Raw genomic sequence first — 23,158 nt, 5'->3', positions numbered from 1 at the left:
TGGTACCCCATTTCTTTTTGAAGCAACCGGCCAGCCCTGCTGGCCAGCAACCTGGAAGCACTGAGTGATGAATCTGACAACGCTGACCGCCCTCTCCCCGCTCGACGGCCGCTACTCCGGCCAGGCAGAGCCACTGCGCGCCATTTTCTCCGAATTTGGCCTGATGAAAGCGCGCATCAAGGTCGAACTGGAATGGCTGAAAATGCTGGCAGCCGAGCCGGGCATCGAGGAGGTAAAGCCGTTCTCCGCCGCCACCATCCGTGAAATCGACGACGTCATCGACAACTTCTCGATCCAGCACGGCGAAGAAGTGAAGGCGATCGAAGCCCGCACCAACCACGACGTGAAGGCGATCGAGTACTGGCTGAAAGAGCGCCTGTCCGGCAACCCGGAAGTGATGGCCGCCAGCGAATTCATCCACTTCGCCTGCACCTCGGAAGACATCAACAACCTGTCGCACGCACTGATGCTGAAGACGGCCCGCAACACCGTGATGCTGCCGGCAGTGGACGAAGTGATCGCCAAGCTGTCGCAACTGGCACACGACCAGGCCGCCATCCCGATGATGAGCCGCACCCACGGCCAGCCAGCCACCCCGTCCACCATGGGCAAGGAACTGGCCAACGTGGTGTACCGCCTCAAGCGCCAGCGCGAACAGCTTGTGAAGCAGGAGCTGCTGGGCAAGATCAACGGCGCGGTCGGCAACTACAACGCCCATATCGTCGCCTACCCGGACGTGGACTGGGAAAGCCTGGCCGGCCGCTTCGTGACCGGCCTGGGTCTGACCTTCAACCCGTACACCATCCAGATCGAGCCGCACGACTACATGGCCGAGCTGTACCAGCAACTGTCGCGCATCAACACCATCCTGATCGACCTGGATCGCGATATCTGGGGCTACATCTCGCTGGGCTACTTCAAGCAGAAGGTGAAGAAGGACGAAGTCGGCAGCTCGACCATGCCGCACAAGGTCAACCCGATCGACTTCGAAAACTCGGAAGGCAACTTCGGCCTCGCCAACGCCGTGCTGGGGCACCTGGCGGAGAAGCTGCCGCTGTCGCGCTGGCAGCGTGACCTGACCGACTCCACCGTGCTGCGCAATATGGGCGTCGGCTTCGGCTACACCCTGCTCGGCTTCAAGGCGCTGATGAAGGGCCTCAACAAGCTGGAAATCAACCCGGCGATGCTGGCTTCCGACCTGGACGCCACCTGGGAGCTGCTGGCCGAGCCGATCCAGACCGTGATGCGCCGCTACGGCGTACCGAACCCGTACGAGCAGCTGAAAGAGCTGACCCGCGGCAAGGACGGCATCACCCGCGACACCCTGTCCGCCTTCATCAAGGGCCTGGAAATTCCGGAAGCGGAAAAAGTCCGCCTGCTGGAGCTGACCCCGGCCGGTTACGTCGGCAAGGCAGAAGAGCTGGCCCGCCGCATCTGAGCTGCGGCCAACCTTGCAAGCACAAAGCCATCCGTCGGGTGGCTTTTTTTCATGGCCGCACCATGATGGCCGCCGGTCTGCACAAAAATTGTGCACGACAAAAAGCCGTCAATCTGATTGATTGACGGCTTTTAAAATCCTTGGTTGCGGGAGCAGGATTTGAACCTACGACCTTCGGGTTATGAGCCCGACGAGCTACCAGACTGCTCCATCCCGCGACTGAGAAAGAGATAGTACCTTGCCTGGATCCCGCCGTCAAGCATTAAACGCTCCAGCTCACCCAGCCCCAGTACCAGGTCGCCAGGATGACCACACCGAACACGATACGGTACCAGGCAAAAACTTCGTAGGTATGGGTGGCGATGAAGCGTACCAGGGTGCGCACCGCCAGCAAGGCACTGATAAAGGCGGCCACGAAGCCGACCGCGAACATCGGCGCATCGCTCAGCGACAGCACGTCGCGATGCTTGTACAAGTCGTAGAAAGTGGCGGCAAACATGGTCGGCACCGCGAGGAAGAAGGAGAACTCGGCAGCGACCTTGCGATCCAGACCGAAGAACATGCCGCCGATGATGGTGGCGCCGGAGCGCGAGGTGCCCGGAATCATCGCCAGCACTTGGGCACAGCCGACCTTCAGCGCATCGCGCCAGCCGATGTCATCCACCTGGTGCACCCGTGCAGTGTGGGTGCGGCGCTCGGCGTACAGGATCAGCAGCCCGCCAACGATCAATGCAGTGGCGACGCTGACCGGATTGAAGAAGTAGAACTTGATCTGCTTGATGAACAGCAGCCCCATTACCGCCGCCGGCAGGAACGCCACCAGCAGGTTCAGCACGAAGCGTTGCGCCTTGGGATCGGAGCGCAAACCGGTAGCGACACTGACAAAACGCTGCCGGTACTCAAACAGCACCGCCAGGATCGCCCCCAGCTGGATCGCCACTTCAAACACCTTGCCCTCGTTAAAGAAGCCGATCAGGTCGCCGACCACGATCAGGTGGCCGGTACTGGATACCGGCAGGAACTCGGTCAAGCCCTCCACCACCCCCAACAACAATGCTTTCGCCAAAAACAACCAGTCCACCACGCCCCCGATCTTTCACTTCAATATAAAAGGGCCGTCCACAGACGACCCTTGTGTTGCCCGCGTGCGGCGCTTATTTGCCGCTCGCCACCTTGGCCACCAGCTCGTTGACCACCTGCAGCAGGCGTGCCGGTTCCGCCGGCTGCGCCATGTACTTGCCACCGACCACGATCGCCGGCGTGCCCTGCACCGCATAATCGCGGGTCATCTTGCTGGCGCGAGCTACCTGCGCATTCACGCCAAACGACTTGTAGGTCTGCATGAAGCTGGCGGTATTGACGCCCTGGCTTGGCAGCCACTGGCGCAGCTTGTCTTCCTCACCCAGGTTGATGCTCTTCTTCATCACCGCTTCAAACGCAGGCTGATGCAGCTTTTCCAGTGTCTTGGTAGCATTGAAGGTGGCATACAGGCGGGCCAACCCTTCCATCGGCTTGTTCCATACGATCTGCTCGCGACGGAACTCCACATTGGCTGGCAGCTTCTTGCGCCAGGCTTCCAGCGCCGGATCCAAGTTGTAGCAATGAATGCAGGCGTAAGAGAAGAACTCGATCACCTCCACCTTGCCGGCGGCAACGGTAGGCTGCGGCTTGGCCAGCACGGTGTAGTCACGGCCTTCGACCAGCGCAGCATGCACCAGCGACGACGACAGGAATAGTGCAGCTAATACCCATTTTTTCATCATGAAATCCACTAGATTATTGTTTGGCTGACAACTTCACCACCACGACATCAATACCGTCCTGCCGCAGGCGCTGACGCAAGGCGTCGACATCGGCAGCCCGCTCGAACGGGCCGATCCGCACCCGGTGAATCAGGCCTTTTTCCGGCACATTGCTGGACAGGATGTTGGCCTCCACCCCCATCAACGCCAGCTTGGCCTTCATATTGTCGGCATCGCTTTCGTTATTGAACGCGCCAGCCTGCAGATAGAGCTTGGCCGGTGCCACTGTCGGACGCTCGGCCTTGGCATCAGTTCCCTGCGCCGGATCGACCGGTACCGCTTCCAGCTGCCCCGGCAGGATCTTGTAAAAATCAAAGCGCTGCTCGTCGTCCTGCGGCGCCACGGCAGCACTCTGCGATGCCACCGCTTTCGGGGTCGTCACCACCGGTGCCGGCTCGGCGGTATTCAGTTTTGCCCCCGGCACCAACACCTCGGTAGCCGGAGCCGACGCGGTGGAGCGCGTAGCCTGCAAGCGCTCCAGATTGCTGTACGGCACGCTGGCCTTGTTCATGTAAAACGCCACGCCGATCGCCACGCCGACGCCGACGATCAGGCCGACCAGCACGCCGGCCATCATGCCGCCACCGCCCTTGCTGTTGCCGGACGGTTTGCGGGAGGAACTACGCACCTGCTTCAAATCTCGATTACTCATGAAACTCACTAAATGGAGGGTATTGCCAACAACACGGGGATTCAACGACTGCCAAAGCTGGCCAACCCTCGCCTGAATTGTACTGCCTGCAACAGATGTGACCGTAGCGGATAGGCGTGCCCGCCAAGATCCGCCAGCGTGCGCGCAATGCGCAGCACCCGGAAATAGGCACGCGCCGACAAGTCCAGCTTGTCCAGCATCTGGTTCAGTAATGCGCTTTCCGCCGCCGGCAACGGGCAGACCTCGGCCAGCTCCGCCGAGTTCAACTCGGCATTGATCTTGCCCTGCCGTTGCAACTGCCGCTCGCGCGCCGCGGCCACCCGCTCGCGTACCGCCTGGCTGCCTTCGCCACTGGGCAAGGCCTGCAGCTCGTCAAGCGACAAACCGCCGACTTCCACCATCAAGTCAAAACGGTCCAACAACGGACCCGATATTTTAGCGCGATATCGGCTGACCTGCTCGGGCGTACAGCGACACGGCTTGCGCGGATGGCCCAGATAGCCGCACGGGCAGGGATTCATCGCTGCCAGCAACTGGAAACGCGCGGGATAGGTTACCTGCCGCGCGGCTCTGGAGATATGGATCTCGCCGCTCTCCAGCGGTTCCCGCAACACCTCCAATACTTTGCGATCGTATTCCGGCAGCTCGTCCAGAAACAGCACACCGCGATGGGCAAGACTGATCTCGCCGGGACGCGGCTCGGAACCGCCGCCGACCAGTGCCACCGCAGAAGCGGTATGGTGCGGCGAGCGATACGGACGCGTCCGCCAGCGGGACAGGGCAAAACCCTGGCTGCCCAGCGACTGTACCGCCGCGCTCTCCAGCGCCTCGTCCAGTGTCATCGGCGGCAGGATGCCGGGCAGGCGTGCGGCCAACATCGACTTGCCGGTACCCGGCGGCCCCTGCATCAACAGGCTGTGGCCACCGGCGGCGGCCAGCTCCAGCGCCAGCTTGGCTGCGCCCTGGCCACGCACTTCGGACAGGTCGGGATAGCCTTGCTCCGCTGGCGGCGTCAGCGTTGCCGACACCGCCGGCAAACGGGCGACACCGGCCAGATGCGCGCACACCTCGGCCAGCGTATCGGCGGCAAAGATGCTGACGCCGTGCACCAGCGCCGCCTCGTTGGCGCTGGCACGCGGCAGGATGAACGCGCGGCCGCTGTCGCGCGCGGCACTGACCATCGCCAGCGCGCCACGCACCGGACGCAACTCGCCGCCCAGCCCCAGCTCACCCGCCAGTTCATAACCGGCCAGCTGTTCTGCCGGCAGTTGCCCGGCGGCGGCCAGCAAGGCGATCGCCAGCGGCAAATCGAAACGCCCGGACTCCTTCGGCAGGTCGGCCGGCGCCAGATTGACGGTAATGCGCCGCGCCGGGAAATCAAAGCCGGATTGCAGCAGCGCGGCACGCACCCGCTCACGGCTTTCCTTGACCTCGGTATCCGGCAGGCCGACCAGCGTGAACGACGGCAAGCCGTTTGACAGGTGCACCTCAACGCTGACTTGTGGCGCACACAAGCCGGACAGGGCACGACTGAAGCAAACGGCCAGCGTCATGGGTTTATTGTGCTTCGCTGTCTGCCGCGGGGGCGTCAGTCGCAGCGGAGCCGGCGGCAGGCGCGGCAGCGGCTTCCAGCGCCTGCAGGCGCGTTTCCAGCTGTGTCAGCTGCTCGCGGGTGCGGGCCAGTACTTCCTGCTGCACGTCGAACTCCTCGCGCGTCACCAGATCCATGCGCGCGAAGGTGGCGCCCATCATCGCCTTGATGTTTTTCTCGATGTCCTTGGCCGGACTGGCGGCGATGGTCTCGCTGATCTTGTTGCTGATTTCATCGAACAGTTTCTGGCTAAGCATGGCAGTTCCTTGACTTTGTCATGATGGATTGAATTTGAGTTTAGCAAAAAGCGTTCACCACTGCAGAAACACGCACGCACCACACTGAGGCATGCGACGGCCGGATTGCAGTGCATGGCGAGAAAAATGATGCACCAAAAAGGAAATCACAAACTATGCTGCTGATAAATAAGGGAAATACATTGCTGGCACAGTTCATGCATTGGCCAAATCGTCTTTTTACGCACAACCTCGCATCAAGGAGTCAAACATGAAACTGGTCAGCGCGATTATCAAGCCGTTCAAGCTTGACGAAGTCCGGGAGGCGCTTTCTGCCATCGGTGTTCAAGGCATTACCGTGACCGAAGTCAAAGGCTTCGGTCGCCAGAAGGGGCATACCGAGCTGTATCGTGGCGCGGAATATGTGGTCGACTTCCTGCCCAAGGTCAAACTGGAAATCGCCATCGCCAACGAGTTGCTGGATCAGGTGGTCGAGGCCATCGAGAGCGCCGCCCGCACCGGCAAGATCGGTGACGGCAAGATTTTCGTGATGGATCTGGAACAGGTTGTTCGTATCCGCACCGGCGAAACCGGCGCCGATGCCGTCTGAACGTGATGCAAGGGGAAACATAATGAAGAAACTGTCAATCGGCGCCTCGGCGCTACTGTCGGCACTGTTCGCGGCACCCAGCTTTGCCAACCTGCCGCAACTGGTCGCCACCAGTACCATCAGCGGCGGCGACACCGCCTGGATGCTGACCTCCACCGCGCTGGTGCTGTTCATGACCATTCCCGGCCTGGCCCTGTTCTACGCCGGCATGGTGCGCAAGAAAAACGTGCTGTCCACGCTGATGCAGAGCTTTGCCATCTGCGCCATGATCACCGTGCTGTGGGCGGTGATCGGCTACAGCCTGGCGTTCATGCCGGGCAACCCGTACATCGGCGGTTTCGACCGCATCTTCCTCGACGGCATGCTGTACCTGAAGGACGAAGCCAAGCTGACGGTACACCCGCTGGCGGCCTCCATTCCGGAAGGCGTGTTCATGATGTTCCAGATGACGTTTGCCATCATCACCCCGGCGCTGATCGCCGGTGCCTTCGCCGAACGCATGAAGTTTTCGTCGATGATGGTGTTCATGGCACTGTGGTCGCTGGTCGTATACGTGCCGGTCGCACACTGGGTGTGGGCACCGGGCGGCTGGATGTTTGACCATGGCGTGCTCGATTTCGCCGGCGGCACCGTAGTACACATCAACGCCGGTATTGCCGGCCTGGTGGCGGCACTGGTACTGGGCAAGCGCGTCGGTTACGGCCGTGAAGCGATGGCGCCGCACAACCTGGTGCTGACCATGGTCGGTGCCTCGATGCTGTGGGTTGGCTGGTTCGGCTTCAACGCCGGCTCGGCAGTCGCGGCTGACGGTCGTGCCGCGATGGCGATGGTCGCCACCCAGGTTGCCACTGGCATGGCGGCACTGGCATGGATGGCGGCGGAATGGATCGCCAAGGGCAAGCCATCGGTACTGGGCATCGTCTCCGGCGCCGTCGCCGGCCTGGTAGCCATCACCCCGGCCGCCGGTTTTGTCGATGCCAAAGGCGCACTGGCCATCGGCCTGATTTCCGGTCTGGTGTGCTACTGGAGCGCCACCTCGCTGAAACACATGCTGAAGTATGACGACTCGCTGGACGCCTTCGGTGTGCACGGTGTCGGCGGCCTGATCGGCGCCATCCTCACCGGCGTGTTTGCGGTGAAGGAAATCGGTGGTGTGGAAGGCAGCGTGATGACCCAGACCGTGGGCGCGCTGGCGACCGCCGTTTACTGCGCCATCGTCACCTTCGTGCTGCTGAAGATCATCGATGCGGTAATGGGACTGCGTGTCAGCGAAGAAGAAGAACGCGAAGGCCTGGACGTGGCGCTGCACGGCGAACGGATCGAGTAAGCCTGCCGACATCGCCTGCGGCCAACGTTGGCCGCAATCACAACCGCCCGCTTGTCGGGCGGTTTTCTTATTGCCGCAAGCAACGCGCGATGTTGTGCTCGGATACAGGTCGGAGCAGCGCAGCAGCGCGGGGACTGGATAGCCAGTACGCAACCGCATCGGATCGGCTGCGGCCAACCTTGCCGCTGGTAGCACAAAAAAACCGCCCAACTTCGGGCGGTTTTTTCATTGCCAGCGACAGCCGCGAGACTTACTTGACAATACGCAGGTGCGCACGCGACGGCTTGTCCTTACCGCTGGCAGCGGTGTCGGTCACCGCCGACTCCGGCTCGGCAGCCGGCTGCGGCCGCTCGCCAGTGACCGGCTCCAGCTCGAAGCCCATGCCCTCGCCGGTTTCCCGCGAGAAGATGGACAGCACATTGCCGATCGGCACCCAGATGTCACGGCTGACACCGCCAAAACGCGCCGAGAACGACAACCAGTCATTGTCGATCTGCAGGTTCTTGGTGGCGTTGTAGCCGATGTTGAGTACGATCTCGTTGTCCTTCACGAACTCCAGCGGCACCGTGACACTGCCATCGACGTGCACCACCAGGTACGGTGTCTGCTCGTTGTCGGTACACCACTGGTGTAGTGCGCGGATCAGGTAGGGCTTGGTACTGGTCGACACGGCGGTCCCTTACTTGCGCATGGCTTTTTCAGCCGGGGTCAGCGAATCGATGAACGACTGGCGCTGGAACAGGCGCTCGGCGTACTTCAGGATCGGCGCCGCGCTCTTGCCCAGGTCGATGCCGTAGTGCTCCAGACGCCACATCAGCGGCGCAATCGCCACATCGATCATCGAGAACTCTTCGCCGAGCATGAACTTCTGCTTGGCGAAAATCGGGGCGATGGTCACCAGACCGTCGCGAATGCCTTCGCGGGCCTTGGTGGCTTCCTTGCCGCTGGCACCGTTTTCCAGCGCCTTGACGTGTACGAACAGCTCCTGCTCGAAACGGAACAGGAACAGGCGCGCACGGGCACGCATCACCGGATCGGCCGGCATCAGTTGCGGGTGCGGGAAGCGCTCGTCGATGTACTCGTTGATGATGTTGGATTCATGCAGGATCAGGTCACGTTCGACCAGCACCGGTACTTCGTTGTACGGGTTCATCACAGCCAGGTCTTCCGGCTTGTTGTGGATATCCACGTCGATGATCTCGAAGTCCATGCCTTTCTCGAACAACACGATGCGGCAGCGCTGGCTGAAAGGGCAGGTAGTACCGGAGTAGAGGGTCATCATGGCGGATTGGATTCCTTAAAGCGGGCAAGTTGATGAAATAACAGGCAATTTTAACACTTTTGACTTGACAATTACCAGAAAAGTTTCACAAGCCGTTGATTGCAAACAAAAAAGGCGATGCCGCAGCATCGCCTTTTTTCTGTCAAAACCCGCTTAGTGCACGTCTTTCCAGTATTCCTTCTTCAGGAAGTAGGCCAGCGGCAACAGCAACAGGGACAGGAACAGCAGCACCATGTAACCGATTTGCTGACGCTTGACCTGCATCGGCTCGGCCATGTACACCATGAAGTTGGTCAGGTCAGCCATGCGCTTGTCAAACTCGGCGGTGTTGGCCTTGCCGTTTTCCAGCTTGGTCAGCGTGCCGGCCTTGACCAGCTTCAGCTGGTGCTCTTCGTGGCCTTCCGCATTCTTCACGGTTTCCAGCACCTGCTCACCCTGCCAGTTCCACAGGATGTGCGGCATACCCACCTTGTCGAACACCAGGTTGTTCCAGCCGGTCGGACGGCTCTCGTCGCGGTAGAAACCGCGCAGGTAGCCGTACAGGTAATCGGCGCCACGCGAACGCGCGATCACCGACAGGTCCGGCGGTACCGCACCGAACCATACCTTGGCATCCTTCTTGTCCATCGCCACGTTCATCTGCTCGCCGATCTTGTCCGTCGCCAGCATCAGGTTGCCCTTGATCTGGTCTTCGGTCAGGCCGATTTCGGTCAGACGGTTGTAGCGCATGGCACTGGCCGAGTGGCAGGACAGGCAGTTGTTGACGAAAATCTGCGCACCGCGCTGCAGGCTTTCGGTGTCCTGGACGTTGATCGGCGCTTTTTCCAGCGCCGGACCGGCCGCAGACGCAAATGCGCCGGCAGCAGGAACAACGAGGGCGACAGCGGCGATCAGTTGACGAATAGTCTTGTTCATAGTGCCCCCTCTATCAGATGAATTTCGCAAACAGGGTTGCGGCCACCAGCGTCACGACCACCAGTACTGCGAAGCGTACCTGACGGGCAGGCGTGCTCATGGTGACGCGAGTCGGAACCGGGGTCGAACCCACATCATTCTTGGTGTAGAACGGCATGGCCAGGAAGAATGCGAAGTACACCACAGAGAAGATCTGGGCCACGAGCGTCCGCACGTTGGTCGACGGCAGTGCACCCAGGATACCAAGACCGATGAAGCTGATGATGAACAGCACCAGCATGGTCTTGAACTTGGAACCGCGATAGCGGATCGACTTCACCGGCGACTTGTCCAGCCACGGCAGGAAGGCGATCAGCACCACCGCCGCACCCATCGCCAGCACGCCCCAGACCTGGGTACCGGCAAACGATGGTACCGCACGCAGAATGGCGTAGAACGGGGTGAAGTACCATACCGGCGCAATGTGTGCCGGGGTCTTCAGCGGATCGGCCTGGTCGAAGTTAGGATGCTCCAGGAAGTAGCCGCCCATCTCCGGTGCGAAGAACACGATCGCGGAGAACACGATCAGGAACACGGCCACACCCAGTACGTCTTTCACGGTGTAGTAAGGATGGAAAGGAATGCCGTCCAGCGGAATGCCCTTGTCGTCCTTCAGCTTCTTGATCTCGACGCCGTCCGGGTTGTTGGAACCGACTTCGTGCAGTGCGATCAGGTGGGCCACCACCAGCGCCAGCAGGATCAGCGGTACCGCGATCACGTGCAGCGCGAAGAAGCGGTTCAGCGTTGCGTCGCCGACCACGAAATCACCACGGATGAATACCGACAGGTCCGGACCGATCACCGGGATCGAGGCAAACAGGTTGACGATCACCTGCGCGCCCCAGAACGACATCTGGCCCCACGGCAGCAGGTAGCCCATGAATGCCTCTGCCATCAGGCACAGGAAGATCAGGGTACCGAACACCCACACCAGTTCGCGTGGCTGCTTGTAGGAACCGTAGATCAGGCCGCGGAACATGTGCAGATATACCACCACGAAGAACATGGAGGCGCCGGTGGAGTGCATGTAACGGATGACCCAGCCGCCGGCCACGTCGCGCATGATGTACTCGACGGAAGCAAATGCCACCGGGATGCCGGCGCCGTTCAGCGTGCCGTCCGGCTTGTAGTTCATGGTCAGGAAAATGCCGGTCACGATCTGGATCACCAGCACCAGCATCGCCAGGCTGCCGAAGAAGTACCAGAAGTTGAAGTTTTTCGGCGCGTAGTATTCGGTAACGTGCTCTTTCAGCATCGACGACAGCGGGAAGCGGTCATCGATCCAGTTAAGCACTTGTTGTCCTTTGCTCATGTGTTCTCCCCTCGCTTATTTGTCGTCGCCAATCAGCAGACGGGTATCGGACATGTATTTGTGCGGCGGGACTTCCATGTTCTTCGGCGCCGGCACACCGTTGTAGACACGGGCGGCCAAGTCGAACTTGGAGCCGTGGCAAGGACAGTAGAAACCGCCGACCCATTTCGGCCCCAGATCGGCAGGCGCCAGATCCGGACGATGGGTTGGCGAACAGCCCAGGTGCGTACAAATACCTACCGCGACCAGAATCTCCGGCTTGATGGAGCGGGTCGCGTTCTTGCAATATGCCGGCTGTTCCGGCGATTCCGATTTCGGATCCAGCAGTTCGCCTTCGATGGTCGCCAGGTTCTTCAGCTGCTCCGGCGTGCGGGACAGCACCCACACCGGCTTGCCACGCCATTCGACGTTGATCTTCTGGCCCGGCTCCAGCTTGCTGATATCGACCTCGACCGGCGCACCAGCAGCCTTGGCACGCTCAGAAGGTGCAAAGCTCATCAAAAACGGCACAGCCACCCCGGCTGCCGCCACACCACCAACCGCGCTGGTGGCCACCGTCAGAAAGCGACGGCGCCCCGTGTCAACGTGTTGTTCACTCATTACAGTCATCCTCAAACGTGGAAACCGAGCTCTAAACTTAAAACCTCGTAATTCTACCTGATTACCGGATGGAACTTGAAGCGCAGAGACGACAAATCACCTGATTGACGTCATGGACATCGCATTAAACCGGGTTGTACAGGTCAATAAACTGCACATTTAGCGCACATTCCGTCGCCAGCCATTCACCCAGTGCTTTTACACCATAACGCTCGGTCGCATGATGACCTGCCGCAAGAAATACGACACCGGTCTCTTCGGCAAGGTGCAGATTCTGCTCGGAGACCTCGCCGGAAATGAACACATCCACCCCCAGCGCGATCGCCTGCTCGAAATAGCCCTGCGCGCCGCCGGTACACCACGCGATATGGCGGGCACGACGCTGCGCGTTGCCCAGCAGCAGCGGCGTGCGCCCCAGGCGGCTGGCCAGCTGCGTGGCAAAATCCGCAGCGGTGCCCTGCCCCCAGTCACCCTGCCACAGCAAGGGCTCCGTCGCGGTCGGCAGCGGGTTGGCAATGCCGAGCTGCCGCGCCAGCTGCGCGTTATTGCCCAGCTCGGGGTGGGCATCCAGCGGCAGGTGGTAGGCCAGCAGGCTGATGCCGTGCTGCAGCAGACTGGCGATGCGCTGGCGCTTGATGCCGACGATCGGCGCAGCTTCGTTTTTCCAGAAATAGCCATGATGCACCACGATGGCATCGGCCTGCGCCGCGATGGCGGCGTCAATCAGCGCCTGCGAGGCGGTGACGCCGGTCACGATCTTCCTGACCTCGCTGCGCCCCTCCACCTGCAAGCCGTTGGGGGCATAATCCTTGAACCGGGCCGGCTCCAGTTTGGCGTCGAGCACCGCCAGCAATTCCGTCAATTGCATGATCATCTCCTTGAATTGCCGCCATTGTGCCAGAGCAGCGCCGGAAAACAATGCGGCCAACCTTGCCGCAAGGTTGGCCGCAATAAAAAACCCCACGCCGTAGCGTGGGGTTTCCAGGTCGCGGGAGCGAGGCTGCTTACATCATGCCGCCCATGCCGCCCATACCACCCATGCCGCTCATGTCCGGCATCGCTGGCTTGTCTTCCGGCAGTTCGGCCACCATGCAGTCGGTGGTCAGCATCAGACCGGCGATGGACGCCGCATTCTGCAGTGCAGTGCGGGTCACCTTGGCCGGATCCAGCACGCCCATTTCCAGCATGTCGCCGTATTCGCCAGACGCCGCGTTGTAACCGAAGTTACCCTTGCCTTCCAGCACCTTGTTCACCACCACCGATGGCTCGTCACCGGCGTTCTGCACGATCTGGCGCAGCGGGGCTTCGATCGCCTTCAGCACGATCTTCACACCGGCGGCCTGGTCGGCGTTGGAGGTAACCAGACTGGTCAGGGTGGAGCGGGCACGCAGCAGGGCAACGCCACCGCCAGGCACCACGCCTTCTTCAACGGCAGCACGGGTCGCGTGCAGCGCGTCTTCGACACGAGCCTTCTTCTCTTTCATTTCCACTTCGGTGGCAGCACCGACCTTGATCACGGCCACACCGCCGGCCAGCTTGGCCACGCGCTCTTGCAGCTTTTCACGGTCGTAGTCGGAGGTCGCGGCTTCGATCTGCTGGCGTACTTCTGCCACGCGCGCCTGGATAGCGGCAACGTCACCGGCGCCGTCGATGATGGTGGAGTTTTCCTTGCCCACTTCAACGCGCTTGGCTTGACCCAGCATTTCCAGGGTCACTTTTTCCAGGGTCAGGCCCACTTCTTCGGCGATCACGGTACCGCCGGTGAGGGTGGCGATGTCCTGCAGCATGGCCTTGCGACGGTCGCCGAAACCTGGCGCCTTCACGGCAACCACTTTCAGGATGCCGCGGATGGTGTTCACCACCAGGGTGGCCAGCGCTTCGCCTTCCACGTCTTCGGCAACGATCAGCAGCGGACGGCCGGACTTGGCCACCTGCTCCAGTACCGGCAGCAGGTCGCGGATGTTGGAGATTTTCTTGTCGAACAGCAGGATGAACGGATTGTCCAGTGCGGCAATCTGTTTTTCCTGGTTGTTGATGAAGTACGGGGACAGGTAGCCGCGGTCGAACTGCATGCCTTCCACCACGTCCAGCTCGTTGTTCAGCGACTTGCCGTCTTCAACGGTGATCACGCCTTCCTTGCCGACTTTTTCCATCGCGGTGGCGATGATGTCGCCGATATCGCTATCGGAGTTGGCGGAGATGGAGCCAACCTGGGCGATTTCCTTGGTGGTCGCGCATGGCTTGGCGATCTTGGCGATCTCGCCGACCAGGGCAATCACGGCCTTGTCGATACCGCGCTTCAGGTCCATCGGGTTCATGCCGGCAGTCACGAACTTCATGCCTTCGTGCACAATGGCCTGGGCCAGTACAGTGGCGGTAGTGGTGCCGTCACCGGCCACGTCGGAAGTCTTGGAAGCGACTTCTTTCACCATCTGTGCACCCATGTTCTCGAACTTGTCCTTCAGTTCGATTTCCTTGGCAACCGATACACCGTCCTTGGTGATGGTTGGCGCGCCGAAGGAGCGATCCAGGACCACGTTGCGGCCTTTCGGGCCGAGGGTCACTTTTACGGCATCAGCCAGCACATTGACACCCACCACCATCTTGGCGCGGGCGGAATCACCAAAGCGTACGTCTTTTGCAGCCATGTTCTTCAATCTCCAGAATTCAGTTCAATAAAACGGTAACGGGTCGGATTACTCGACGATGCCCATTACGTCTTCTTCGCGCATTACCAGCAGCTCGTCGCCGTCAACCTTGACGGTCTGGCCGGAGTACTTGCCGAAAATAACCTTGTCGCCGACCTTCAGTTCCAGAGCGCGACGCTCGCCGTTTTCCAGAATCTTGCCGTTACCAACCGCAACGACTTGGCCCATGTCCGGCTTTTCAGCAGCGGCGCCAGGCAGAACGATACCGGAAGCTGTCTTCTCTTCAGCCTCGAGGCGCTTGATAACAACACGATCGTGTAAAGGACGAATTGCCATTGATCTCTCCTAATAGCAGTGGCTGTTGAAAGATGAATACCTATCAAAGCAGCAGATTGACCGAGCGACTGGCACTCGGCGCTTGCGAGTGCTAATGGTAGGGACGGGGGAAAGGATTTTCAAGGGTCGTAGCAGACGAATTTTTACCAATCGACATAACAACATCGATAGCACCAATCAAATACACCGCACACTAGACGGCCCCGATTCTTGAGTGAAAGCAATCACCCCTGATAACAGGGGAAAAGAAGCAGTCGAACTAAATCAAGGTTAACTACCCCGACTCTTGTAGGCAGTCCACCCTGTTGGTCCGGTTGGACCAAGATGCCAATAAAACAGAAAAGGCTTACTTAGAATGAGAGCAGCATGAGCGGTTAAGGCACTGGGCCCAACAGAAAAAAACCAAAGGTGTCTTAAAACCCCTCCCCCAGAGGAAATTTCCTGCTGAGCGCGACTGCGGGTTGATGGTCACCATCAGCTTGGTGGCCACCAGCGGCAAGGTGGCAAGTGAGGTCAAGAAGTGTGGCCAGTCATCACCGGCATGGTGACCATGCAGGGGGCAGCGCCTGCGCTGCAACACGTGACAACCGACATGACGGGGCCCAGATGCGCATCATCCGCGCCATCCTCGCAGGAGAGCGACGGCCGGACATCTTGGCCAGCCATCGAGATAGCCGCTGCAAAGTTTCTGATAGAGATGATTCGCCAAGCACTGATCGGCCACGACCGGCCTGAGCATCTGTTTGCCTTGCAGCAAGCCGTCACCCTGTATGACTGTTACCAGGAGCAAGTGGCGCTGTGTGACCAGCATATCGATCAGATACTTCATGGCTTGGCTACCTACCCCAAGGCTAGGCATCATGGCATGCGACAACGTAACGGCTTCGCCTTTGATGCTCGTGCTGCCCGGTATGTCATGCTGGGGCAGGACCTGACCCGGACTCATGGAATGAGTACCCTACCTGGCGTTAAAACTGGTGGCGGAATGCGGTAACGACATGGCGCGCTGACCGAGTGCCAAGCACTTCACCTCCTGGCTCTGCCTGGCACCAAGTAACAAAATCTCGGGTGGTAAAGTGCTATCAAGCAAAGCCCGACGCTCCTCCAGTCGCGCCGCCGCACTGCGCCTAGCCGCCACCACGATTGGCAAAACCGAAACGGCACTGGGGGCATTCTACCGCCGACGCGCAGCCTGGGCAGGCAAGGCCAAAGCGGTGACAGCAACCGCCCGCAAAATTGCAGTGCTGTTCTACCATGCCTTGCGCTATGGCATGGACTATGTCGATCCGGGTAGTAACTACTATGAAGCGCACTACCGGGAGCGCGCGCTCAAACAGCTTACCCGACGCGCTACATCACTGGGCTATGTGCTTGCAAGCCGTGCTGCCGTCAGAGAGAGTTTCATAGGAAGCCGCGCAGTATTTTGCTAGGTAGCCCGAGCGAAGTACCACTTCATGAACGAGTATCGACCATCGCTCATCAAGTACCGGAAGAGCAATTAGTATCAACAGCCCTTTAAGACAACAGAGCAAGCTAGTGTGAGCTGGCTACCAATTTGCGACGATCAGCCTTGGCGGCCCGATGCAACACCAGCCACCGCGGCGCGCGAAACTGAACAATCCTGCGATAAAGCCAAATGTACATTAACACGAACAACCCACAGCACAACTGCAATGCCCATTGATACTGCCAAAACAACGTTGCAGGCATTACCGAGAACAGCGCAACAGCCCACAAGTAAGGAGCAGTAAGACTATTACGGCGCAACAAATGCTTCGCCTCGCGCTTTCCCACCATCCAGCGAACCAAGCGCTTATAGATCAGCATATGGAAATGCAAGCCATCAGGCATACCAGGGGACATCTGCCGCACAAACTTCTTTCGGTAAATCGAAAAGATCGTCTCAAACACGGGATAAATCATCAGCAGCATGGGGAACCACGGGGATACCACCCCGGGGTGACGCACCACCAGCAACACAGACACTTCTGCCAGCAAGAAACCGACCAGGTAGGCGCCCGCATCACCAGCGAAAATCATTCCTCGCGGAAAATTCCATACAAAAAAACCCAGCACAGCCCCCAACAACGCAAGGGAGATCGCCAGTAAGTCCATATCACCCACAGCAAACGACACAAAGGCCAAGGCTCCCGTAATCACCATGGCCACCCCCCCCATCAGGCCATTGTAGCCATCGATGATATTGATCGCATGGCATACACCGCCGACGGCAAACACCGTAACCAGCACCGCCAAGCATGGCAAGGAATGTAGCGCAGCATCCATGCCAGGAAGGCCAATCCACGACAACTTGGCATCGAGTAACCAGACCGCCATTGCCGCCGAGACAAAAGCAAATAGAAGACGATACAGCGGTCGAACACGCTTGGTCAGATCTTCGGTCAAGCCAGCGAGAAATACAGGTAAGCCAGCGAGCAGCAGATAGGCCAGCTCGCGCAGACCCAGATACCAAGCGATGGAGGCCGACAGGGTAAGACCTGCCATGATAGGCACCCCGCCGACACGGGGAGTAGGTACAACATGGAATTTTTGCGGACCAGACAAGTCCCCATCCATCGACAAGTGAGCATGCAGGTGGGTGCTGCGAATGATGGCAACCGCCACCAAGAGTGCGGCTAACAATGCCCCGAAGAATAAGCCGATGGACACATCCAACTCCTCATTAAGAATTCACACAAATAACGTTACGAAGGCTCGACACCACAACCCAAAACAATATTGATTAAAGTGCCGCGGCACTTAGCACCGATGGCACCACCACCGCAGCTAAGCACGGCAGCATGCTCCCTTTAACACATGGTGAGCTGATATAGTTTGTCAACAATCAGACATGAATTTTACCCTAACTTTTATGCACAATCCATGCAAGTTGTGTCAAAATATCAATGACTTAAGAATTTTTGCTTAAAACACATCCCACAAACCCTTACTACTCGAGATAAGCCATGATTCTGGTTACCGGTGGCGCAGGCTATATCGGATCGCACACCTGCCTACAGCTTCTGGAAGCGGGCCTCCAGTTGGTTGTTCTAGACAACCTGAGCAATAGCAACCTGGAGTCGCTACGGCGCGTGCAGAAGCTGGCAGGAAAGGGCCTGCAGTTTGTGGAGGGTGATATCCGCGATAAAATGGCCTTGGAAAGCGTATTCCGCCACCCTATCAAGGCCGTGATCCACTTTGCCGGCTTAAAGGCTGTGGGTGAATCGGTTGCCAAACCATTGGAATACTATGACAACAATGTGGCCGGCACCCTGTCACTACTGGCAGCGATGCACCGTCATGGTATACGCACTTTAGTGTTCAGTTCATCAGCGACGGTCTATGGCAACCCAAGCACAGTGCCTATCCACGAGAGCGCCCCGCTCTCTGCCACCAACCCTTACGGTCGTAGCAAATTGATGGCAGAAGACATTCTACGTGATCTGGTAGCCGCAGAACCGAACTGGAACATCGCCATCTTGCGCTACTTCAACCCAGTAGGAGCACACAAAAGCGGACAAATCGGAGAAAACCCCAACGGCCCCCCCAACAATCTGTTGCCATTCATCAGCCAGGTTGCCATCGGTCAGCGCCCTGAGCTCAAGGTGTTTGGTAACGACTACTCCACCCCGGATGGCACCGGTGTGAGAGACTACATCCATGTCGTCGACCTAGCAGACGGCCACCTCAAGGCGTTACAGGCACTACAAACGACAGGCGGATTGATCACTGTCAACCTAGGCACCGGCCACGGCTACTCGGTACTCGACATGGTGAAAGCATTCGAAACTGCCAGTGACAAGACCGTTCCATACAAGATCACTCCCCGCCGCCCCGGCGACATAGCTGCCTGCTTGGCAGACCCAACCTTCGCGCATGAAATTCTGGGGTGGCGAGCACAGAGATGCCTCCGGGAGATGTGTGAAGATGCGTGGCGCTGGCAAAACTTGAATCCGGTCGGCTACCGCTCTGCAGTGGAGCCTTCAAGCTCCACCACAGAAGGAACAATTACGGGCATCTCAACCTAAGAGGTCGTTGCTCCATCATCGAGTGTTACCTGCCAATAGCAAAATACCTCAATCCGGCAGCACGAACCTGCGCTGGATCATACATGTTACGTCCATCAAAAATCAGCGGCTGCTTCAAAGCATCCTTGATGGCTGCGAAGTCCGGACTACGGAACACCTTCCATTCGGTGGCGATCAGCAGTGCGTCTACCCCAACCAGCATGCTCATCATGTCGTCCGCAAATGCCAGACGTGGATTGTCACCCATCACCCGCGCAGCCTCATGCTCCGCCACGGGGTCAAATGCAACCACCTCGGCACCACGACGCGTTAGCTCGGCCACGATCACTCGGCTCGGCGCCTCACGCATATCGTCGGTGTTGGGCTTAAATGCCAACCCCCACAGTGCGAAATGGCGGCCGGACAGATTCTCGCCAAATTTCTCCACCACTTTTTCCACCAGCCTCAGCTTCTGTGCTTCATTAGCCTCTTCCACGGCCGTCAGAACGCGCATACGGTGGCCGTTTTCACGTCCAGTCGCCATCAAGGCCTTGACATCCTTCGGGAAGCAGGACCCACCGTAGCCGGTGCCAGGATATAAAAAGTGATAGCCAATGCGGGGGTCCGAACCTATGCCCTTGCGTACCAGTTCAATGTCGGCGCCCAGCGCCTCGGCCAAATTGGCCAATTCATTCATGAATGAGATCCGGGTCGCCAGCATAGCGTTGGCCGCATACTTGGTCAGTTCGGCACTGCGCACGCCCATGAACAGGATGCGCTCATGATTGCGCTGGAATGGTTCATACACGCGGCGCATCATATCGATAGCGCGTTCGTCCTCCGCCCCTACCACGACACGGTCTGGCTTCATGAAGTCCTCAAGTGCTGCGCCTTCCTTCAGGAACTCGGGGTTGGACACCACGGCATACTCCAACTCCACGCCGCGCATTGCCAGCGTTTCAGCAATCGCTGCCCCTACCTTCTCCGCTGTCCCCACCGGTACCGTGGACTTGTCCACGACCACCTTGTAGCCATTCATGTGCTGGCCGATATTGCGAGCAGCCGCCAGCACATACTTCAGATCAGCCGAGCCGTCTTCATCCGGTGGCGTCCCCACTGCAATGAACTGGACATCGCCGAAAGCAACCGATTCGGCCACGTCGGTGGTAAAGCTCAGGCGCCCAGCAGCAACATTGCGTTTGACCATATCCTCGAGGCCCGGCTCGTAGATCGGGATCCCTCCCCCCTTGAGCATGGCAATCTTGGCAGGATCGACGTCCAGACACAGCACATGGTTGCCAACCTCGGCTAGGCAAGTACCAGTGACCAGTCCAACATAACCTGATCCGATAACGGTAATTCTCATAAAAAACAACTTTCTTAATTTAGACCTTTGGGATTCTGATCAGCGCAACCAAAAACAGCATACATGCCAATGCTGTTGTATAAATAAATTCAACGATTTCTGTAGGTGACTGAAAAGGACTCAATATTAATATACACAAAACTACAGACGCAACCAACGGCCATGACATGTTCAACGACTTCGTCCTTGGCAATACACTAAATACAGGAATGAAAACCATCACAAAAAAGCAAAACAGACAAAGAAAAAAAACACCAAACCAGCCAAGGTCGTAATAGATCATTGCATACATCGGGACCCAAAGCCCATCGTACTGCCAAACCAAATCAGCAGCCCCCACTCCGAGCAATCTTGTTGCAATGATATTCAGAAACTCATTAAACGTTGCCACCCCATACCCATTAGAGCCCTGAAAAATATTAATACCCACCCATTTCACATGGCCAACATAAACTGCAACAGCCCTAAACACTGGCGACAACACGAATTGACTATCAACATCGACTCCATATAATCGTTCACCGAGCAAAACAACATATCGATTAGCGTCAATACCAGAACCATCAATCCTGAGAGTAAAAATAAAAGCAGCAATAAAAAAAACCAAGGGAACCAAAATCAGGACAACCCCCTTGAGTCCTTTTGGAAAAAAACCACCTTTCCCAACATAACAACGCAAAACAGCAGTCGAAAAAAACAAACCTAAAAAAACCACTAATGGAGTACGCCCTGAAATAAGCAGAGAAAAAAACACTACGTTCAAAAAAACAAATGACAACCTCACAAGAGGGCGACGAATAGCCTCCCAATAAAACAACACAAGAATCTCCGCCAAATAATGACAGTTTATTAATATATTTCCCACAACCGAAAAAGGGCTAGATACACCGCCACGATCAGAAGAAGACTCTTGCCACAACGTTCTAGCCGAAGCCAATCCAGCAGAATAATCAATACCTTGAAAATAAACCCTATCAATAAAAATAAATATCAACCCAAAAAATGCAAGATGTAGAAATTTCTCAACTGGAGGCTCATAAAATGACAGAAAACCATTACCATAAAAACAAGGAAAAGCAAGAGCAGAAAAACACCCACCCAGAGCCAACGCAAAAAACATCAAAAAAAAGGCCAGATAATAATCGCAAGAAGACCCTTCATAGGAAAATCCAGCAAGAAAGCCAGAAGCCTCTACAACAAAAAAAACAGAAAGAAAGGAAAGAGGGACAACGAAGAGTCTTCTCATGAAATCAACTATTTATTTAACAATCTTCTGGAAATATTCAATTGTTTTAATTAAACCTTGCTCAAGCTGAATCGATGGCACCCAATCCAGCACTGTGCGTGCCTTCTCAATATTGGGCTGACGTTGCTTAGGATCATCTCCAGGAAGTGGCATATAAATAACCTTCGACTTACTACCGATCAGTTCAATGACCATTTCGGCAAGCTGGCGAATGGTAAACTCATTAGGATTGCCAAGATTGATCGGACCCGTCACGCTAGCATCGGTATTCATCAGTGCTAGGAAACCGCGGATCAGGTCGTCAACGTAGCAGAAGCTGCGGGTCTGGCTACCATCCCCATAAATGGTGATGTCCTGGCCGCGAAGCGCCTGCACGATGAAGTTGCTCACCACCCGCCCATCGTTGGGGTGCATGCGCGGTCCATATGTGTTGAAAATACGGGCAACCTTGATTTTCAAACCATGCTGGCGGTGATAGTCGAAGAACAGCGTTTCCGCACAACGCTTGCCTTCGTCATAGCAGGAGCGGATACCGATGGGATTTACCCTGCCCCAATACTCTTCCGGCTGCGGATGCACTTCCGGGTCCCCATACACTTCACTGGTGGAGGCCTGGAAAATCTTGGCATTCAGACGCTTGGCCAGGCCCAACATGTTGATGGCACCATGGACACTGGTTTTCGTGGTCTGGACCGGATCATGCTGGTAATGGATCGGGGATGCCGGACATGCCAAGTTAAAAATCTCGTCGACTTCCACGTACAACGGGAAAGTGACATCATGACGCATCAGCTCGAAACGGGGATTACCCAATAGATGACGGATATTGTCTTTCGAGCCAGTGAAGAAGTTATCGACACATAAAACATCATGGCCATCTTCAATCAAACGATCACACAAATGTGAGCCAAGAAAACCGGCACCACCGGTAACAAGAATGCGTTTTGACATTACAAAGTACCCTTGATCAAACGACTATAAGCGGATTGAAACATATAACTAGAAACAAAGAATGGATAAAACAATAGCCACTCACGCCTTTGCGCTTTCAGATTCTGAAAAACAACGCAAAAGACTCGTTTCATCTGTTTAAACTTGGCGCGAGATATAGAATTCGGCAAAACCCTGTACTTCAACAAAACATCTTTCAGCTTGACGATTTTCATGCCGCGGCAAGCCGCTCTCAACCAAAGATCATAGTCTTCAACGGCTTTGTATTCTGGGGCTTCGTCAAATCCGGCCAACTGAAGGAAAGCTGACCTACGCATCAGAACAGTAGACGTAGGCACCCGGTTCTTGGAGAACAGGGAAAAGGCACTCAACACCTGCAGGCCATTGTTAGCAGGCTCCTCATTGAACCCGGTATGGCTTCCTTTAAAATCTTCCATTGTACTGCAGACAATGTCCGCTGATGTTTTTCCCGCAGCCTCCAACTGCAGTCTTAGTTTGTCGGAGTGCCAAATATCATCCGCATCCAGAAATGCGACCCACTCCGAGGTACAATGCTGTACACCAAAATTTCGAGGCCCAGCCGGGCGCCCGAAATTTTTCTCGAATCTATAAATTCTTACTCTGCAATCAGCAGCCGCATAGTCACTCAGCACCCGCCATGTATCATCGGAGGAATGATCATCGACAATGATCATTTCCCAATTAGCAAAACTCTGACTCAACACCGAGTCAATCGTTTCATGGATATAAGCTGCAGCATTGAAAGCCGGAACAATGATGGACACGGTTGGGTTTTCCAT

General features: G+C 57.2%; 24 protein-coding genes and 1 tRNA gene. 6 read left to right on the top strand and 19 right to left on the bottom strand.

Annotation, left to right across the window (positions count from 1 at the left end):
- The first annotated feature begins 67 nt into the window (after positions 1-67).
- Positions 68-1,438, top strand: coding sequence for an adenylosuccinate lyase (gene purB, locus NOM55_RS04500; protein ID WP_047966743.1), 1,371 nt, complete (start codon positions 68-70; stop codon positions 1,436-1,438).
- A 141-nt stretch (positions 1,439-1,579) separates the two neighbouring features.
- Here purB and NOM55_RS04495 read toward each other — a convergent pair.
- The 6 genes from NOM55_RS04495 to NOM55_RS04470 form a co-directional block, all read right to left on the bottom strand.
- Positions 1,580-1,656, bottom strand: a tRNA-Met gene (locus tag NOM55_RS04495).
- Between the two features lie 44 nt (positions 1,657-1,700).
- Entirely contained in the window at positions 1,701-2,519 is an 819-nt protein-coding gene (locus tag NOM55_RS04490) for an undecaprenyl-diphosphate phosphatase (RefSeq protein ID WP_255907677.1), read from the bottom strand.
- Positions 2,520-2,592: 73 nt separating this feature from the next.
- Positions 2,593-3,201 (bottom strand): thiol:disulfide interchange protein DsbA/DsbL, encoded by a 609-nt coding sequence (locus NOM55_RS04485; protein WP_245961106.1) that lies wholly within the window; start codon positions 3,199-3,201, stop codon positions 2,593-2,595.
- Between the two features lie 13 nt (positions 3,202-3,214).
- Positions 3,215-3,892 carry an SPOR domain-containing protein gene (locus tag NOM55_RS04480; RefSeq protein ID WP_255907676.1) on the bottom strand — a complete coding sequence of 226 codons (678 nt, stop codon included), beginning with the start codon at positions 3,890-3,892 and terminating at the stop codon, positions 3,215-3,217.
- A 41-nt stretch (positions 3,893-3,933) separates the two neighbouring features.
- On the bottom strand, positions 3,934-5,445 hold the full coding sequence (locus NOM55_RS04475) for a YifB family Mg chelatase-like AAA ATPase (protein ID WP_120810425.1): 1,512 nt from the start codon (positions 5,443-5,445) through the stop codon (positions 3,934-3,936).
- A gap of 4 nt (positions 5,446-5,449) precedes the next feature.
- Complete coding sequence (locus NOM55_RS04470; protein ID WP_255907675.1) at positions 5,450-5,740, bottom strand: accessory factor UbiK family protein; 291 nt, start codon at positions 5,738-5,740, stop codon at positions 5,450-5,452.
- Positions 5,741-5,990: 250 nt separating this feature from the next.
- Between NOM55_RS04470 and glnK the strand changes: the two genes are divergently transcribed.
- The gene (gene glnK / locus NOM55_RS04465; protein WP_047966746.1) at positions 5,991-6,329 is read left to right on the top strand and encodes a P-II family nitrogen regulator; all 339 of its coding nucleotides are present in this window, start codon (positions 5,991-5,993) and stop codon (positions 6,327-6,329) included.
- Positions 6,330-6,351: 22 nt separating this feature from the next.
- Positions 6,352-7,656, top strand: coding sequence for an ammonium transporter (locus tag NOM55_RS04460; RefSeq protein WP_120810423.1), 1,305 nt, complete (start codon positions 6,352-6,354; stop codon positions 7,654-7,656).
- 250 nt (positions 7,657-7,906) lie between these two features.
- Here the strand turns inward: NOM55_RS04460 and NOM55_RS04455 are convergent, their stop codons facing one another.
- The 8 genes from NOM55_RS04455 to groES form a co-directional block, all read right to left on the bottom strand.
- Positions 7,907-8,326, bottom strand: a complete 420-nt coding sequence (locus tag NOM55_RS04455; RefSeq protein WP_255907673.1) for a ClpXP protease specificity-enhancing factor — start codon at positions 8,324-8,326, stop codon at positions 7,907-7,909.
- A gap of 9 nt (positions 8,327-8,335) precedes the next feature.
- Positions 8,336-8,938 carry a glutathione S-transferase N-terminal domain-containing protein gene (locus NOM55_RS04450; RefSeq protein ID WP_047966749.1) on the bottom strand — a complete coding sequence of 201 codons (603 nt, stop codon included), beginning with the start codon at positions 8,936-8,938 and terminating at the stop codon, positions 8,336-8,338.
- A 153-nt stretch (positions 8,939-9,091) separates the two neighbouring features.
- Positions 9,092-9,853: a cytochrome c1 gene (locus tag NOM55_RS04445; RefSeq protein WP_047966750.1), complete on the bottom strand. Its 762-nt coding sequence runs from the start codon at positions 9,851-9,853 to the stop codon at positions 9,092-9,094.
- Positions 9,854-9,866: 13 nt separating this feature from the next.
- Complete coding sequence (locus NOM55_RS04440; RefSeq protein ID WP_047966751.1) at positions 9,867-11,204, bottom strand: cytochrome bc complex cytochrome b subunit; 1,338 nt, start codon at positions 11,202-11,204, stop codon at positions 9,867-9,869.
- 15 nt (positions 11,205-11,219) lie between these two features.
- Positions 11,220-11,804, bottom strand: a complete 585-nt coding sequence (petA, locus tag NOM55_RS04435) for a ubiquinol-cytochrome c reductase iron-sulfur subunit (RefSeq protein ID WP_047966752.1) — start codon at positions 11,802-11,804, stop codon at positions 11,220-11,222.
- 124 nt (positions 11,805-11,928) lie between these two features.
- Complete coding sequence (locus tag NOM55_RS04430) at positions 11,929-12,678, bottom strand: Nif3-like dinuclear metal center hexameric protein (protein ID WP_370687859.1); 750 nt, start codon at positions 12,676-12,678, stop codon at positions 11,929-11,931.
- A 130-nt stretch (positions 12,679-12,808) separates the two neighbouring features.
- Positions 12,809-14,452 carry a chaperonin GroEL gene (gene groL / locus NOM55_RS04425; RefSeq protein ID WP_255907670.1) on the bottom strand — a complete coding sequence of 548 codons (1,644 nt, stop codon included), beginning with the start codon at positions 14,450-14,452 and terminating at the stop codon, positions 12,809-12,811.
- A gap of 48 nt (positions 14,453-14,500) precedes the next feature.
- A complete protein-coding gene (groES, locus tag NOM55_RS04420; RefSeq protein WP_047966754.1) occupies positions 14,501-14,788 on the bottom strand; it encodes a co-chaperone GroES in 288 nt (95 codons plus the stop codon).
- Positions 14,789-15,308: 520 nt separating this feature from the next.
- Here groES and NOM55_RS04415 point away from each other — a divergent pair.
- Entirely contained in the window at positions 15,309-15,782 is a 474-nt protein-coding gene (locus NOM55_RS04415; RefSeq protein ID WP_255907669.1) for a hypothetical protein, read from the top strand.
- A gap of 49 nt (positions 15,783-15,831) precedes the next feature.
- On the top strand, positions 15,832-16,218 hold the full coding sequence (locus NOM55_RS17420) for a hypothetical protein (protein WP_370687863.1): 387 nt from the start codon (positions 15,832-15,834) through the stop codon (positions 16,216-16,218).
- Positions 16,219-16,321: 103 nt separating this feature from the next.
- Here the strand turns inward: NOM55_RS17420 and NOM55_RS04410 are convergent, their stop codons facing one another.
- The gene (locus NOM55_RS04410) at positions 16,322-17,458 is read right to left on the bottom strand and encodes a glycosyltransferase (protein WP_255907668.1); all 1,137 of its coding nucleotides are present in this window, start codon (positions 17,456-17,458) and stop codon (positions 16,322-16,324) included.
- Between the two features lie 296 nt (positions 17,459-17,754).
- Between NOM55_RS04410 and galE the strand changes: the two genes are divergently transcribed.
- On the top strand, positions 17,755-18,816 hold the full coding sequence (galE, locus tag NOM55_RS04405; RefSeq protein WP_255907667.1) for a UDP-glucose 4-epimerase GalE: 1,062 nt from the start codon (positions 17,755-17,757) through the stop codon (positions 18,814-18,816).
- Positions 18,817-18,841: 25 nt separating this feature from the next.
- Here the strand turns inward: galE and NOM55_RS04400 are convergent, their stop codons facing one another.
- From NOM55_RS04400 to NOM55_RS04385, 4 genes are read right to left on the bottom strand one after another with little or no spacing between them, the layout of a single operon-like run.
- Positions 18,842-20,161 (bottom strand): UDP-glucose/GDP-mannose dehydrogenase family protein, encoded by a 1,320-nt coding sequence (locus tag NOM55_RS04400; RefSeq protein ID WP_255907666.1) that lies wholly within the window; start codon positions 20,159-20,161, stop codon positions 18,842-18,844.
- A 19-nt stretch (positions 20,162-20,180) separates the two neighbouring features.
- Positions 20,181-21,407 (bottom strand): hypothetical protein, encoded by a 1,227-nt coding sequence (locus NOM55_RS04395; RefSeq protein WP_255907665.1) that lies wholly within the window; start codon positions 21,405-21,407, stop codon positions 20,181-20,183.
- Between the two features lie 12 nt (positions 21,408-21,419).
- The gene (locus tag NOM55_RS04390) at positions 21,420-22,358 is read right to left on the bottom strand and encodes a UDP-glucuronic acid decarboxylase family protein (protein WP_255907664.1); all 939 of its coding nucleotides are present in this window, start codon (positions 22,356-22,358) and stop codon (positions 21,420-21,422) included.
- A complete protein-coding gene (locus tag NOM55_RS04385) occupies positions 22,358-23,143 on the bottom strand; it encodes a glycosyltransferase (protein ID WP_255907663.1) in 786 nt (261 codons plus the stop codon). The genes NOM55_RS04390 and NOM55_RS04385 overlap by 1 nt, the downstream gene beginning before the upstream one ends.
- Positions 23,144-23,158: the final 15 nt, after the last annotated feature.

The sequence above is a fragment of the Vogesella sp. AC12 genome (assembly GCF_024437575.1).
In the GTDB taxonomy this organism is placed as follows: domain Bacteria; phylum Pseudomonadota; class Gammaproteobacteria; order Burkholderiales; family Chromobacteriaceae; genus Vogesella; species Vogesella indigofera.
The sequence above is the reverse complement of the archived record's forward strand: the minus strand, read 5'-3'. Positions and strand labels throughout refer to the sequence as shown.